This is a genomic window from Pasteurella dagmatis, assembly GCF_900186835.1.
Taxonomy (GTDB): Bacteria; Pseudomonadota; Gammaproteobacteria; order Enterobacterales; family Pasteurellaceae; genus Pasteurella; species Pasteurella dagmatis.
Map to the genome: position 1 here is coordinate 1,618,656 of NZ_LT906448.1, position 16,310 is coordinate 1,634,965.

10 protein-coding genes are annotated in these 16,310 nt (G+C 38.5%); 1 reads left to right on the forward strand and 9 read right to left on the reverse strand.

The genetic code is table 11. From position 1 onward, the window contains the following. Positions 1-57: 57 nt before the first annotated feature. The 5 genes from CKV78_RS07310 to rplJ all read right to left on the reverse strand — a co-directional run bounded on the left by CKV78_RS07310 (position 58) and on the right by rplJ (position 11,690). Positions 58-2,013: an acyltransferase family protein gene (locus CKV78_RS07310; protein WP_005763427.1), complete on the reverse strand. Its 1,956-nt coding sequence runs from the start codon at positions 2,011-2,013 to the stop codon at positions 58-60. A 103-nt stretch (positions 2,014-2,116) separates the two neighbouring features. Next, positions 2,117-6,370, reverse strand: coding sequence for a DNA-directed RNA polymerase subunit beta' (rpoC, locus tag CKV78_RS07315; RefSeq protein WP_005763429.1), 4,254 nt, complete (start codon positions 6,368-6,370; stop codon positions 2,117-2,119). 110 nt (positions 6,371-6,480) lie between these two features. After that, the gene (rpoB, locus tag CKV78_RS07320) at positions 6,481-10,509 is read right to left on the reverse strand and encodes a DNA-directed RNA polymerase subunit beta (protein WP_005763431.1); all 4,029 of its coding nucleotides are present in this window, start codon (positions 10,507-10,509) and stop codon (positions 6,481-6,483) included. A 269-nt stretch (positions 10,510-10,778) separates the two neighbouring features. After that, positions 10,779-11,147, reverse strand: a complete 369-nt coding sequence (gene rplL / locus CKV78_RS07325; protein WP_005763432.1) for a 50S ribosomal protein L7/L12 — start codon at positions 11,145-11,147, stop codon at positions 10,779-10,781. Positions 11,148-11,198: 51 nt separating this feature from the next. Continuing rightward, positions 11,199-11,690, reverse strand: coding sequence for a 50S ribosomal protein L10 (gene rplJ, locus CKV78_RS07330; RefSeq protein ID WP_005763434.1), 492 nt, complete (start codon positions 11,688-11,690; stop codon positions 11,199-11,201). Between the two features lie 480 nt (positions 11,691-12,170). On the opposite strand from rplJ, the gene CKV78_RS07335 reads away from it, so the two are divergent. Then, positions 12,171-13,310, forward strand: coding sequence for a glycerate kinase (locus CKV78_RS07335; RefSeq protein ID WP_005763436.1), 1,140 nt, complete (start codon positions 12,171-12,173; stop codon positions 13,308-13,310). Between the two features lie 74 nt (positions 13,311-13,384). Here CKV78_RS07335 and rplA read toward each other — a convergent pair whose 3' ends face one another. The 4 genes from rplA to nusG all read right to left on the reverse strand — a co-directional run bounded on the left by rplA (position 13,385) and on the right by nusG (position 16,310). Then, complete coding sequence (rplA, locus tag CKV78_RS07340; protein ID WP_005763438.1) at positions 13,385-14,074, reverse strand: 50S ribosomal protein L1; 690 nt, start codon at positions 14,072-14,074, stop codon at positions 13,385-13,387. Between the two features lie 4 nt (positions 14,075-14,078). Then, entirely contained in the window at positions 14,079-14,507 is a 429-nt protein-coding gene (gene rplK, locus CKV78_RS07345) for a 50S ribosomal protein L11 (protein WP_005763439.1), read from the reverse strand. A 164-nt stretch (positions 14,508-14,671) separates the two neighbouring features. After that, entirely contained in the window at positions 14,672-15,631 is a 960-nt protein-coding gene (locus CKV78_RS07350; protein ID WP_032855378.1) for a DUF6892 domain-containing protein, read from the reverse strand. Positions 15,632-15,755: 124 nt separating this feature from the next. Beyond that, complete coding sequence (gene nusG, locus CKV78_RS07355; protein ID WP_005763443.1) at positions 15,756-16,310, reverse strand: transcription termination/antitermination protein NusG; 555 nt, start codon at positions 16,308-16,310, stop codon at positions 15,756-15,758.

Below are 16,310 nucleotides of genomic sequence, written 5' to 3' on the forward strand. Positions count from 1 at the left end.
TTGCCTATCAAAAATGGAATAAAATGTCTTTATTATAAAAGTAATTTTTAAATTTAGCTAATGCGAAGCAGATTCTTTAATGAACAGATGCTCAAACAGAGGATATACCTTACGGCTTCCCCACAAATTTAAATGATCATCATCTGCATAATAAATATCTTTTTCATTTGAGGTATAACAAAATTCTGAATCGCATAACGCACTAGAAACATCAATGATCTTAACACCACAGTCTTTTTTCGCAGTTTCATGAATCCGAGATGCTAACCGATTTCTGTCAAGATAACTTTGTTTATCAAGCTTAATTTCTATTCTTTCATTTTTTATAAACATATTTTTAGCTATTAGCATTGGTACATTTTTCCCTATTTCTGGTATCGAATTCACCAAATAAGTCATATTTTTTTCTGAAATTTTACATATTGAATCTAAAAAACCTGTACTAAGTTCTTCCCTTACTTTTTTTAGACTATATGAATCACTCATATCTAATTCTGTTTCCAAATAATATGAAGAAATAAATTCATCCTCATTATGTCCCAATAAATATTCATTATAACGATTCACAATAACAACTGGGATATTAGGATAATTTTCCAATAGTGAAAGAATGTTATTATTTCTTTCTAAACATTTTTGCAAGTTATGCTCTTTATTTTTCACATTAAATATCATCGGGCAACCAAGTAGCGCAGAACTTAAAAAAGAACTCTGATACCTGTTTGCAAGCTCCTCCAATCCAGGTATAAGTGCAACTGCGTGGCTATCGCCAATTAGAATAAATTTTGGTGAACTTTTCTCTTTCCCAAACTGACAAAATCCTGTCTTTTGAGTACATTTAAGCGCAGCATCCGTAGGGAAATCCATATAGGGAATAATATTTTGGTATTTAGAATGTATAAAGAAATAGCTAAACAACAAACTTTCTTTTTTCTCGAGTACAGAAACCAAACAATATAAATATATGCTTATTCCTAATAATATGCATCCTTGTTTTTTCAGGGATATACTCCAATTTTTTACAGTTTTTTCAATAGAATAATAGCTGATTAATCCAATTAAGATAGACACCACACTAGCAATTAATACTTCCCAATAAGAATCATAGTCAAATAAAACACAAAACACATGAACAGGCCAATGCCATAAATAAATAGAATAGGAAGCATCTCCTAATTTTTGTACACAAGGATGACAAGTGAAAAAAGTATTATGATTAAAAAATAATATCAGTGAAGTCGCAATTACAGGAATGAGAGCATGCCAATTTGGCCATATTGTCTTTTCATAGAATAAGAAAAAAGTAATTAAGGCTATCCAACTTAAATAGCTAATAAATATTCTATATACATCTTTTATCCTTGTAGTTTTATTGTATTGAAACACAAAAACAAGTGCACCTAATAGAAATTCCCATAAACGGTAATGTAATAAAAAGAAAATATTACTTTTTTGTTCAGAAGAATATAGCATCATTAGAAATGATGAGGCAGCTATAACAGATAAACAACATATTATTTTTCCACTAGAAAATCCTCTAAATAATAAAAGTAAAAGTGGAAATAAAAGATAAAATTGAAATTCAACTCCTAATGTCCAAGTATGCATTAACCAACGTTCATTAACACTAGTTGAAAAATAATCCACTTTTGCAGCCGTTATATTATAAATAAATATTGTGGAATTTTTAATTTCACTTAAAACAGATGAAATATTGATAATAATTATTAGGTAGAAAGACAAAAATAATATTACTAACAATAAAACAAATAATACTGGAGCAACTCGCTTAAACCTTCTAATGTAGAAATTAACTAAATCAACTTTTCTATTTTCTACTATTTGAGGGTATAAAATCATAGCCATTAAATAGCCAGAAATAACAAAGAAGATATCTACACCAATAAATCCGCCATTAAAATGCAATATCTTGAAATGAAAAAATAATACAGCCAGTGCCGCCCAAGCTCTTAAACCATTAATATCAAGTCTGAAATTAAACTGTTTATCCATATCTATAAATTATCTGTCCATTAGATTAATCTGATACATTATATGCTTATCAAATAAAATAAAAAACCCGAGTCAATGCTCGGGTTTTTTTGTTTAATGTAGATTATTCTGCATCATCAGCCATATTTAACATTTCTGCTAAACTTGCTGTTGCATCTTCTGCAGTAACAGTAAATTCTGCTGCAATTTCTTCTTCATCTGCTGCTGATAATTTAACTGGCATTTCATCTCTCATCATCACTTTCTTCTGACGATTTTGGTGATATGCGAAACCTGTACCAGCAGGGATTAAGCGACCGACGATTACATTCTCTTTCAAGCCACGCAATTCATCACGTTTACCCGCAACTGCAGCTTCAGTTAACACACGTGTTGTTTCTTGGAATGATGCTGCAGAGATAAATGACTCAGTTGCAAGAGATGCTTTGGTAATACCAAGTAACTCACGTTCAAATTCAACTAATGGCTTGCCTTCAGCTTCACGCTTACGGTTCACGATCTTAATACGTGCAACCTCAACTTGCTCACCCTCTAAGAATTCAGAGTCATAAGCTTTAGTGATGATTGCTTTACGTAACATCTGACGTACGATGACTTCGATGTGTTTATCGTTAATTTTTACCCCTTGTAAGCGGTAAACTTCTTGTACTTCATTAACGATATAATCAGTTACAGCATGAACACCACGTAAACGTAAAATATCATGTGGCGTTTCTGCACCATCAGAGATTAAATCACCACGTTCGACCATCTCACCTTCAAATACGTTGAGTTGACGCCATTTTGGAATCATTTCTTCGTAAGTTTCGCCTTCAGCTGGTGTGATTAATAAGCGTCGTTTACCTTTTGTTTCTTTACCGAATGACACGATACCAGAAATTTCAGCCAAGATTGCTGGCTCTTTCGGTTTACGCGCTTCAAATAAGTCCGCAACGCGCGGAAGACCACCAGTAATATCTTTTGTACCAACAGATTCTTGTGGAATACGTGCTAATGGGTCACCGATATGAACTTCTGCGTTATCGTCTAATGTTACGATCGCTTTACCTGGTAAGAAGTATTGCGCAACAACGTCTGTACCTGGGATTAAGATATCGTTACCTTTCGCATCAACAAGTTTGATTGCTGGACGTAAATCTTTACCTGCTGTTGCACGCTCCCCGACATCTTGAACTACGATTGATGATAAACCTGTTAATTCATCAGTTTGACGAGTGACAGTTAAACCATCAACGATGTCAACGAATTTAACAAAACCGCTCACCTCAGATACAACTGGCATTGTATGTGGATCCCAGTTTGCAACGGTCTCACCTGCCGTAACATCTTGACCATCAGCTTTGCTTAAGACTGCACCGTAAGGCACTTTATAGTGTTCTTTAGTACGACCGAATGCATCAATAATAGTTAATTCAGTGTTACGTGAAGTTAATACTAATTTACCTTCGTTGTTAGTAACGAATTTTACGTTCGCTAAGCGTAATGTACCCGTATTTTTCACTTGGATACTTGACTCTTTCGCAGCTGCAGACGCAGCACCACCGATATGGAACGTACGCATCGTTAACTGTGTACCCGGTTCACCAATTGATTGTGCTGCAATAACACCAACTGCCTCACCTTGGTTAATCAAGTGACCACGTGCAAGATCACGTCCGTAGCATTTCGCACACACACCAAAGTCTGTGTTACAAGTTACTACTGAACGTACTTTGATACTATCAACAGAATTTGCATCGATCACATCACACAATTTCTCATCTAATAAGGTATTACGTGCAATTAATACTTCTTCTGTACCTGGTTTTAATACGTCTTCTGCAACTACACGACCTAATACGCGATCACGTAATGCTTCTTTAACGTCACCACCCTCAATTAATGGGGTCATCACGATACCTTCGTGTGTACCACAATCATCTTCGATGATAACTAAGTCTTGTGCCACATCAACTAAACGACGGGTTAAGTAACCTGAGTTTGCTGTTTTCAATGCAGTATCCGCAAGACCTTTACGTGCACCATGGGTTGAAATAAAGTACTGTAATACGTTTAGACCTTCACGGAAGTTTGCCGTAATTGGCGTTTCGATGATCGAACCATCTGGACGAGCCATTAGACCACGCATACCTGCTAACTGACGAATCTGTGCCGCAGAACCACGAGCACCAGAGTCCGCCATCATGAAGATGCTATTAAAGGATGCCTGCTTCTCTGGATTGCCTTCACGGTTAATTACTTCTTCTGTAGACAAGTTTTCCATCATCGCTTTAGCAACACGTTCGTTTGCAGCAGCCCAAATATCGATCACTTTGTTATAACGTTCACCAGCAGTAACTAAACCTGATTGGAACTGCTCTTGGATTTCAGCAACTTCCTCTTCTGCCGCAGAAATAATTTCGTATTTCTTCGCAGGAATGACCATATCATCAATACCTACTGATGAGCCAGAACGTGCTGCATATGCAAAACCGGTATACATAATTTGGTCAGCAAATAGTACGCTTGGTTTCATACCTAAACGACGATAGCTCTCGTTGATTAACTTAGAAATTGCTTTTTTACCTAATGTTTGGTTAAACAAGCTAAATGGCATACCTTTTGGTGCAATCATCCAAAGAATCGCGCGACCAATCGTAGTATCTACTAAGTTAGTATGAGGCTCAAACTCACCTGCTACGTTTTTCACATATTCAGTGATACGCACTTTCACACGAGAATGTAATTCAGCTTGACCTGTACGATACGCTTTTTCAGCTTCACGAGGGTCCTGTAACAACATTCCTTCGCCTTTACCGTTAACTTTATCACGTGTCATATAGTAAAGACCTAATACAACGTCTTGTGATGGAACGATAATAGGCTCACCATTTGCTGGTGATAAAATGTTGTTGGTTGACATCATTAATGCACGTGCTTCTAACTGAGCTTCTAATGTCAATGGTACGTGGACCGCCATTTGGTCACCATCAAAGTCAGCATTAAACGCCGCACAAACAAGTGGGTGTAATTGGATTGCTTTACCTTCGATCAATAATGGTTCAAATGCCTGAATACCCAAACGGTGCAATGTTGGTGCACGGTTTAATAAAATTGGATGTTCGCGAATAACTTCCGCTAAAATATCCCATACGATCGCATCTTCACGCTCGACCATTTTCTTCGCAGCTTTAATCGTTGAAGCGAAGCCACGGCTTTCTAATTTTGCATAGATAAACGGACGGAATAACTCCAATGCCATTTTCTTCGGTAAACCACATTGGTGTAGGTGTAAGTATGGACCTACAGTGATTACAGAACGGCCTGAATAGTCAACACGTTTACCTAATAGGTTTTGACGGAAACGACCTTGTTTACCTTTAATCATATCCGCAAGTGATTTTAATGGACGGCGGTTAGAGCCAGTAATAGCACGACCACGACGACCATTATCTAATAACGCATCAACAGATTCTTGTAACATACGTTTTTCGTTACGCACAATGATATCAGGTGCGATTAAGTCTAAAAGACGTTTTAAACGGTTATTACGGTTGATTACACGACGGTATAAATCGTTCAAATCTGAAGTAGCGAAACGACCGCCATCAAGTGGCACTAACGGACGTAAATCTGGTGGTAATACTGGTAATACAGTCATCACCATCCATTCTGGCTTGTTACCAGATTGAATAAACGCTTCTAATAATTTTAAACGTTTAGTGATTTTCTTACGTTTTGTTTCTGAGTTAGTTTCTTGTAATTCTTCACGTAAGTTTTCACATTCAAGTGCTAAATCCATATCACGCAATAAAGCTTGGATGGCTTCCGCACCCATTTTTGCATCGAACTCATCACCCCAACGATCTTCTGCGTCTAAATATTGCTCTTCCGTTAATAACTGACCTTTATCTAAATCAGTCATACCCGGTTCGATCACAATGTATGATTCAAAATATAAAACACGTTCAATGTCACGTAATGGCATATCAAGCAATAAACCAATACGGGATGGTAGTGATTTCAAAAACCAAATATGTGCAACAGGTGAAGCAAGCTCAATATGCCCCATACGCTCACGACGTACTTTGGTTTGTGTTACTTCAACGCCACATTTTTCACAGATTACACCACGGTGTTTTAAGCGTTTGTATTTACCACATAAACATTCGTAATCTTTTACTGGTCCAAAAATACGTGCACAGAAAAGACCGTCACGTTCTGGTTTAAATGTGCGGTAGTTAATGGTTTCAGGTTTTTTAACTTCACCAAATGACCAAGAACGGATCATATCCGGTGATGCTAAACCAATTTTGATCACATCAAAATCTTCACTCGTTTTTGATTGTGCTTTTAAAAACTTAACTAAGTCTTTCACAGATTTGCTCCTGTCGGAGTTAAACTTATTCAAGTGCGGTTGAAATTTTTAAAATTTTCACCGCACTTGAGCGTACATTGCTTTACACCAAGCTTGGTTATGATGTCAGATTAATCTTCATCTAAATCAATGTTGATACCAAGCGAGCGAATTTCTTTCATAATTACATTGAAAGATTCTGGTGTACCCGGGTCCATTTGATGTGTTCCACCAACGATGTTTTTATACATCTTCGTACGACCATTTACGTCATCAGATTTCACGGTTAACATTTCTTGTAAAGTATATGCTGCGCCGTATGCTTCAAGCGCCCATACCTCCATTTCACCGAAACGCTGACCACCGAATTGTGCTTTACCACCTAACGGCTGTTGTGTAACCAAGCTATAAGAACCGGTTGAACGTGCGTGCATTTTGTCATCAACTAAGTGGTTCAACTTGAGCATATACATGTAACCTACTGTTACTGGACGCTCAAATTTCTCACCAGTACGACCATCGAATAAAGTGATTTGACCTGAAGTTGGTAAACCACCTAACTCTAATAAGCCTTTGATTTCGCTTTCATGAGCACCATCAAATACTGGGGTTGCAAGCGGTAAACCTTTACGTAAGTTTTGTGCTAAACGCATCACTTCTTCATCAGTGAAGGTACTTAAATCCACTTTTTGTGAACCATGACCCAAGTCATATGCTTTTTGCATATACTCACGTAATTTCGCTACTTCTTGTTGTTGTTTGATCATCGCATTGATCTTGTCACCGATACCTTTCGCAGCTAAACCTAAGTGAGTTTCTAAGATCTGACCGATGTTCATACGTGATGGAACGCCCAGAGGGTTCAACACAATATCTACTGGCTGACCATTTTCATCGTATGGCATATCTTCCACAGGGTTGATTTTTGAGATAACCCCTTTGTTACCGTGACGACCCGCCATTTTATCACCCGGTTGGATATGACGTTTAACTGCAAGATATACTTTAACTACTTTCAACACGCCCGGTGCTAAATCATCACCTTGGATAATCTTACCACGTTGAATCTCTAACTTACGCTCGAATTCCTTACGTAATTCTTCGTATTGCTCAGCAAGTTGCTCTAATTGGTTTTGTTGTGCTTCATCGCTTAATGATTGCTCTAACCATTTAGTGCGGTCTAATTTATCTAAGTTTTTCGCTTCAAAACCACCTGCAATCAGAAGACTACGAACACGCGTAAATAAACCTGCCTCAAGGATTTCTAATTCTTCCACCAGGTCTTTTTTCGCTTGTTTTAATTGCATTTCTTCAATTTCAAGCGCACGTTTGTCTTTTTCTACACCATCACGGGTAAAGACTTGCACGTCGATAACGGTACCAGAAACACTGTTTGGTACACGTAATGAAGAATCTTTCACATCAGAGGCTTTTTCACCGAAGATCGCACGTAATAATTTTTCTTCTGGGGTTAATTGAGTTTCACCTTTTGGTGTTACTTTACCCACAAGAATATCACCACCTTTTACTTCCGCACCGATGTAAACAATACCAGATTCATCAAGTTTACTTAATGCTGCTTCACCTACGTTTGGAATATCCGCTGTGATTTCTTCTGAACCTAATTTGGTGTCACGTGCCACACAAGAAAGTTCTTGAATGTGAATCGTTGTGAAACGATCTTCTTGTACAACACGCTCAGAAACTAACATCGAGTCTTCGAAGTTATAACCATTCCAAGGCATGAATGCTACACGCATATTTTGACCAAGCGCTAACTCACCTAAGTCTGTTGAAGGACCGTCTGCTAACACTTCACCACGACCAATAGGCTCACCTAATGACACACAAGGAATTTGGTTAATACATGTATTTTGGTTTGAACGGGTGTATTTCACTAAGTTATAGATATCAATACCTGCTTCACCTGGAACGGTTTCATCTTCGTTTACTTTCACAACGATACGTGAAGCGTCAACGTATTGAACCACACCACCACGTTTTGCAATCACAGTTACACCTGAGTCAACTGCTACTGCTTTCTCGATACCTGTACCTACTAATGGTTTATCCGCACGTAATGTTGGAACTGCTTGACGTTGCATGTTTGCACCCATCAATGCACGGTTCGCATCGTCGTGCTCAAGGAACGGAATTAACGCAGCCGCCACCGATACAACTTGTTGGGTTGAAACGTCCATATAGTGGATTTCATCTGGACGATATAAACCAGATTCACCGTGTTCACCACGACAAGTTACGAACGCATCAGTAAAGCGTAACTCTTCATCAAGATTTGAGTTCGCCTGAGCGATAACATATTTACCTTCTTCAATCGCAGATAAATATTCAATTTCTTCAGTCACTTGACCGTTTACTACTTTACGGTATGGCGTTTCTAAGAAACCGTAGTCGTTAGTACGTGCGTAAACAGAAAGTGAGTTGATCAAACCGATATTTGGACCCTCAGGGGTTTCGATTGGACACACACGGCCATAGTGAGTAGCGTGAACATCTCGAACCTCGAAGCCTGCACGTTCACGAGTCAAACCACCTGGACCTAATGCAGAAATACGACGTTTGTGCGTGACTTCTGATAACGGGTTGTTTTGATCCATAAACTGTGAAAGTTGTGAAGAACCAAAGAATTCTTTTACTGCCGCAGAAATTGGTTTTGCATTGATTAAATCCTGTGGTGTTACTGCATCTAAATCACCTAAAGATAAGCGTTCTTTCACCGCTCTTTCAACACGTACTAAACCAATACGGAATTGGTTTTCTGCCATTTCACCCACTGAACGGATACGACGGTTACCTAAGTGGTCGATATCATCAACTTCGCCACGACCATTACGGATCTCGATCAGTTTTTTCATCACACCGATGATGTCTTCATTGCTTAAAATGCCGCTACCAGTCTCTTCATCAATACCTAAAGAGCGGTTAAATTTCATACGACCTACTGCAGATAAATCATAACGATCTGATGAGAAAAATAAGTTGTCAAATAAACCTTCAGCAGCTTCTTTTGTTGGTGGCTCACCTGGACGCATCATACGGTAAATTTCAACTAACGCACTTAAACGATCGTTGGATGGATCAACGCGTAACGTTTCTGAAATATAAGGACCATAATCTAAGTCATTAGTGAATAGAGTTTCAATTGTTGTATAACCAGCCTGCGCTAATTTAGCTAACATCTCTAATGAGATTTCCATATTAGCAGGACAAACAATTTCACCAGACTCCAAATCCACATAGTCTTTTGCCGCAACTTTACCCACGATATATTCAGTTGGTACTTCAACTTGTGTCACATTATCTTTTTCTAATGCTTTAATGTGACGTGCGGTAATACGACGACCACGTTCAACATATACTTTACCATTCGCTTCAATATCAAATGTTGCAGTTTCACCACGTAATCTTTCTGGCACTAATGTCATCAATAATTTGTTATTGCTAATTTCAAAAACAACTTTATCGAAGAAAATATCTAAAATTTGCTCAGTGGTGTAATTCAACGCACGTAAAATGATAGTTGCAGGTAATTTACGGCGACGGTCGATACGTGCATATAAGTTATCTTTTGGATCGAACTCAAAGTCTAACCATGAACCACGGTAAGGGATAATTCTTGCGTTATATAAAACTTTACCTGAAGAGTGTGTTTTACCTTTATCAGAATCAAAGAATACGCCTGGGCTACGATGTAATTGCGACACGATAACACGCTCAGTACCATTGATTACAAAGGTACCATTGTCGGTCATTAATGGGATCTCCCCCATATAAACTTCTTGTTCTTTAATATCTTTGATCGTACCTGGAGCTGCGTCTTTATCATAGCTAACTAAACGCAATTTCACACGTAATGGTGCAGCATAAGTGGTACCACGAATTTGACATTCTCTCACGTCAAATACTGGCTCACCCAATTGATAGCTTACATATTGTAATTCTGTGTTGCCGTTATTGCTAACAATTGGAAATACTGAGCGGAATGCCGCTTCTAAGCCTTGCTGACCTTCAGGATCTCTTTGAATAAATTTATCGAAAGAATCGAGTTGGATAGTTAATAAATAAGGTACATTTAAAACTTGCGGGCGTTTGCCGAAGTCTTTACGAATTCGTTTTTTCTCTGTGTAGGAGTAAACCATAGGGTTCCTCTGCTCGTGTTTCAGTGAACCAAATACATAATGCTACTTGTTAATCAGTAAGTTATGTATGCGTGTAAAGATACCGTTTCCAGATGCCGCACTCTGAACCTTACTTCTGATGAGCGGAATTCCCAAATTACGTGAACTAATTAACTTGAGAAAAACAGAAAAACTAAACGGAAAAATTTATTCTGTTTTGATAGCACAAAATGGCTGATGGAAAAACCACCAGCCATCGAGCCTTAGAAGGGCTAACAAGTCAGTTAAAATTATTTAACTTCTACTTGTGCGCCAGCTTCTTCTAATTCTTTCTTAAGTGCTTCAGCTTCAGCTTTAGAGATACCTTCTTTCAATACTGCTGGAGCAGATTCTACTAAGTCTTTAGCTTCTTTTAAGCCTAAACCAGTTGCACCACGTACTGCTTTGATAACTGCTACTTTGTTAGCACCTGCGCCTGCAAGAACTACGTCAAATTCAGTTTTCTCTTCAGCCGCTTCTGCTGGACCAGCTGCTACTGCTACTGCTGCTGCCGCTGCAGAAACACCAAATTTTTCTTCCATCGCAGTGATTAATTCTACGATTTCAGTTACAGATTTAGAAGCGATCGCTTCAATGATTTGTTCGTTAGTTAATGACATAACAATCAATTCCTAAAGTAAAAAAGTTAAACGAGTTAAGAAACGGCTGGATTAAGCAGCTTCTTGTAATTTGTCGCGTAATGCCGCAAGAGTGCGAACAAGTTTGCCTGCCGCAGCTTCTTTCATTGTGCCCATTAAACGTGCAATTGCTTCGTCGTAAGTTGGTAATGTTGCTAAGAATTCAACATCTTGAATCTTACCTTCAAAGGCTGCACCTTTAATTTCAAACTTATCATTTGCTTTAGCAAAGTCCTTGAACAAACGTGCAGCTGCACCTGGATGTTCAGTAGAGAATGCGATAAGTGTTGGACCTACAAACGTATCTTTTAAGCACTCAAATTCAGTACCTTCAACTGCGCGACGTAATAAAGTATTACGAACAACACGCATTGAAACACCGTTTTCACGAGCTGCTTTACGTAATTCAGTCATTTTATCTACTGTTACGCCGCGAGAATCCGCGATAACAGCTGATAGGGCACCTTTGGCTGCTTCGTTTACTTCAGCAACAATTGCTTGTTTGTCTTGAAGATTTAATGCCATTGGCTTTTAGCTCCTGAATACACTCCGCCGGAGCGGAATTTACAAAAAATCTCAAAAAATGACCGCACTTTGGTACGACTATTTTGTGAGGCTAAGGTGTCCAGAAGCAGAAAATTCTGTCTGTTCACCATCTACGTAGGATTAATTAAGAGATGATATCCATCATTTCACCTACGGTCTCGGACGGGGCTTGAATTTGGTCAAGCACCATCAATAATTTCATCATCTAGAATGATAAAATTCAGGAGCAAAATTCTAATAGAATTGCCCCCACTTGTAAAGTTTTTTATTAAAAAATATACGAAAATCGCACCGCACTTCGACGACGCCATACACAAATTTAAAAACAAGTGCAGAACAGTCTGTGTACAAAATATTTTACTTACTCATACTCATAAATATGGTATATAAGAGAAACTTGATGCCTATTTTACATCCTCCAAGAGGAATATTTTTATCCCATTGAAAGAGTAAATATTTATGCGAATAGTCATTGCACCTGATTCTTTTAAAGAAAGTTTAACCGCACTTGAAGTGGCAAATGCAATTGAAGTGGGGCTCAAGAAAATTTGGCCAACTGCTGACTATATCAAAGTGCCAATGGCGGACGGAGGTGAAGGCACTGTGCAATCACTTGTAGATGCAACAGGGGGCAAATTAGTCCAAGCTTCGGTGACTGCACCGTTAGGCAACACAATTAATGCACCGTTTGGTGTTTTTGGCAACGGCAAAACGGCAATTATTGAAATGGCTGCTGCATCGGACCTACATCTTGTGCCTTTTAAACAACGAAATCCACTAAAAACCACAAGTTTCGGTACTGGGCAATTAATTAAAAATGCGCTAGATCTAGGTGTGGAAAAAATTATTTTAGGGATTGGCGGCAGTGCAACTAATGATGCAGGTGTTGGGATGTTGCAAGCCTTGGGTTGCCAATTTCTGAATCAAAATAATCAGCCTATTCAGTGGGGCGGTGAATATTTAAAAGACATCGTGCATATTGATTTGTCTGACCTCGATCCTCGCTTAAATCACACTGAAATTGAAGTGGCTTGTGATGTGAATAATCCACTTTGTGGCCCGAAAGGTGCTTCTTCAATTTTTGGTCCACAAAAAGGGGCTACGCCAGAAATGGTCACCCAATTAGATAAAGCACTGCTACACTTTTCTCTTCTTGTCAAACAGCAACATAAGATCAACATTCGTGATGTTGCTGGAGCTGGAGCTGCTGGTGGAATGGGAGGTGGTTTGTTGCTTCTACCGAATGTGACACTACGTTCAGGGGTGGATATCGTCATAAGTGCGGTCAATCTTGTGGAAATTTTACAAGATGCCGATTTAGTGATTACAGGCGAAGGTCGAATGGATAGCCAAACTGCACAGGGTAAAACTCCGATTGGTGTGGCTAAAACAGCTAAGCTTTTCAATAAGCCAGTGATTGCAATCGTCGGCAGTCTCAGAGAGGATTATGAAGTCGTTTATCAAGCGGGTATTGATGCCGTATTCCCGATTATTCATCAAGTTGATGGCTTGGAAGAGACCTTAAAGAGCGGTCAAAAAAATCTGATTTCTACTGCACAGAATGTTGCCCGACTTTATCAGCTAAGTCATAACAGGTAACGATTCGCTTTCTTTCGAACATAAAAAAAGTGCAACCATAAGATTGCGCTTTTTTTCGTATTCAATTGAGTGAATTATAATGTAGCTTGATCTACTGCTACGCCAGCACCCATTGTAGTAGAAATACTTACTTTCTTGATGAATACACCTTTAGATGTAGTCGGTTTCGCTTTAGCTAAAGCAGCTAATAACGCTTGTAAGTTTTCTTTTAATTGTTCTTCGCTAAAGTTAACTTTACCGATTGTGGTGTGGATGATACCGTTTTTATCATTACGGTAACGAACCTGACCAGATTTCGCATTTTTAACTGCATCAGCAACATTTGGTGTTACAGTACCAACTTTAGGGTTTGGCATTAAACCACGTGGACCTAAAATTTGACCTAATTGACCAACAACACGCATCGCATCTGGAGAAGCGATAACTACGTCGAAGTTCATTTCACCTTTTTTCACTAATTCAGCTAAATCTTCCATACCTACTAAATCAGCACCAGCTTCTTTAGCAGCTTCTGCGTTAGCACCTTGAGTGAACACAGCAACACGTACAGAACGACCAGTACCGTGTGGTAATACAGTTGCACCACGTACGTTTTGGTCAGATTTACGAGGATCAATACCTAAGTTAACAGCAACGTCAACGCTCTCAACGAATTTAGCAGTAGCAAATTGTTTTAATACTGCGATTGCTTCATTGATTTCATATGCTTTTGTAGAGTCTACGCCAGCTTTGATTGCTTTCATTTTTTTAGTCAATTTAGCCATCGTATTATTCCTCCACCACTAAGCCCATTGAACGAGCTGTACCAGCGATTGATTTCATTTTAGTCTCAATAGAAGCACCAGTCATATCTGCTGCTTTAGTTTCAGCGATTTGACGGATTTGTTCTAAAGTTACTTTACCCACTTTATCTTTGTTTGGTTTACCAGAACCAGACTTGATACCTGCAGCTTTTTTCAATAATACTGCTGCTGGAGGAGTTTTAGTAATGAAAGTGAATGAACGGTCTGCATATACAGTGATAACAACTGGAATTGGTAAACCTTTTTCTAAGCTCTCAGTACGAGCGTTGAATGCTTTACAGAATTCCATAATGTTCACACCTTGTTGACCTAATGCAGGACCAACTGGTGGTGAAGGGTTAGCCATACCAGCTGCAACTTGCAACTTAACATAGGCTTGTACTTTTTTTGCCATTTTTAGCTTCCTCTAGAATGGGTAATAACGCTATTGCTAGCTCCCCTGTTTACACAAAATACGAACGAAAAAACTCGCTCATAAATAGACTGCGGATTCTACTGAAATTTAGATCGATTTTCAAGCGACTTTCACTATTTTAGGAAAATTAATCTTCCATTTTGCTAGATAATCGCTTTCTCTAAGACAACGGGCTTGCCACCTTGCAATAACTGAATTTTTTGCTTTTCCAATGCTTGAATAAAAGCAGCTGATATTGGCGTTCCATTACGTGCCTCATTCGGGCTGATAATAAAATCACAACCCCGAGGCATTTCATCTAGTTCAACAAACTTGTCATCAGAACCAATATGGACTTTAGATAAATTAGGTAAAAGTGCTAAATCTTCGACCGCACTATCACAAATAGGAACATACCGGCCTCGTTGAGGCATTTTCATTCCCAACAACATATTGGTCGGAGAAAAGAAACAAATCTTCCCATAAAGCGCGGCTTTACTATCTAAATAGAGATCTTCAATACTATTTAACAAATCACTAGGAATATCTAAGTTCAACAGATATTGCATACCCTCTGCACTCGCTTGGTGATATTCCATATCAATGAAATATTTAGAAAACTCTTCAGCAAAAAGCATAGGATCAAATTGCGGTTTCAGTAAATTTTCTTTAAACATCAACTGATTGATAACCGCCAATTTAAAACCGGGATCTTTGAAAATAGCTTTGGGCTTTTGATGTAAATTGTAAATCGGATTACGCTGACGCTGCTTAATTCGCTCAACTTCAGACAAAATATACAAAAGTCTTTTTGTATTTTTTGTATCAGGAAACCGCTCAGCGACAAGCTCTAAACAAGCTAATGTATAACCTTCTGCCTGTGTCAATGAAAAAATGCGTTGTGGACTTTCTGCGGCAATAAAATCCCAACTCGCCACGCCTTCAAATATGGATAAAGTGGCTGCAACAAAGTCATTTTTTAGTCGTGTAGACCAAGTGCTTGATGAGGCGGTTAACTCTTTTAATTGAAGATAAAAACTTTCTTCTTCTAAAGATTCCTCTGTCGCATTACGCATCAGGCGAATTAATTTATGATGACGTAATCGGTCAAATAATCCAAACATCGTTTTTTCCTCTTATTTATAATTTCCCGCAATCATAAAAGAAAAAACGACAAAAGATGTCGTTCTGAAATAAAAACTAAAAAATAAGGGCAATTTTTTGCCCTTATTTTGATAATCTAATGAATTATGCGCTTTGTTTTTCTACTTGGCTAAATTCAAGTTCAACTGGTGTTGCACGACCAAAGATGGAAACAGATACTTTCAAGCGACCTTTTTCGTAGTCAACTTCTTCAACTGTACCACTAAAGTCTGCAAAAGGTCCTTCTGTCACACGAACTTCTTCACCTGGTTGGAATTCTTTTCTGTGACGAGGTTTTTCTGAACTTTCTTGTAAACGATTTAAAATACGATCTGCTTCACGCTGTGAAATTGGCGCTGGCTTGTCCGCTGTACCACCGATGAATCCCATTACACGTGGAACACTACGAACCAAGTGCCAAGTTTCATCGTTCATTTCCATTTGTACTAATACATAGCCAGGAAAAAATTTACGTTCACTTTTTCGTCTTTTTCCCGCTACGTTTTCTACAACTTCTTCTGTCGGAACAAGCACTTCACCAAATTGTTCTTCCATATGGTGCAATTTAATATATTCACGTAATGTTGTTGCTACACGGCCTTCAAAACCAGAAAAAGCCTGTAATACATACCAGCGTTTTTTGCTTGCTGCTTCTGTCAT

Excerpts from the sequence above, each read along its gene's own strand:
- CKV78_RS07310 (WP_005763427.1), bottom strand. The coding sequence starts at position 2,013 with ATGGATAAACAGTTTAATTTCAGACTTGATATTAATGGTTTAAGAGCT.
- rpoB (WP_005763431.1), bottom strand. The coding sequence starts at position 10,509 with ATGGTTTACTCCTACACAGAGAAAAAACGAATTCGTAAAGACTTCGGC.
- rplL (WP_005763432.1), bottom strand. The coding sequence starts at position 11,147 with ATGTCATTAACTAACGAACAAATCATTGAAGCGATCGCTTCTAAATCT.
- rplJ (WP_005763434.1), bottom strand. The coding sequence starts at position 11,690 with ATGGCATTAAATCTTCAAGACAAACAAGCAATTGTTGCTGAAGTAAAC.
- CKV78_RS07335 (WP_005763436.1), top strand. The coding sequence starts at position 12,171 with ATGCGAATAGTCATTGCACCTGATTCTTTTAAAGAAAGTTTAACCGCA.
- rplA (WP_005763438.1), bottom strand. The coding sequence starts at position 14,074 with ATGGCTAAATTGACTAAAAAAATGAAAGCAATCAAAGCTGGCGTAGAC.
- rplK (WP_005763439.1), bottom strand. The coding sequence starts at position 14,507 with ATGGCAAAAAAAGTACAAGCCTATGTTAAGTTGCAAGTTGCAGCTGGT.
- CKV78_RS07350 (WP_032855378.1), bottom strand. The coding sequence starts at position 15,631 with ATGTTTGGATTATTTGACCGATTACGTCATCATAAATTAATTCGCCTG.
- nusG (WP_005763443.1), bottom strand. The coding sequence starts at position 16,310 with ATGACAGAAGCAGCAAGCAAAAAACGCTGGTATGTATTACAGGCTTTT.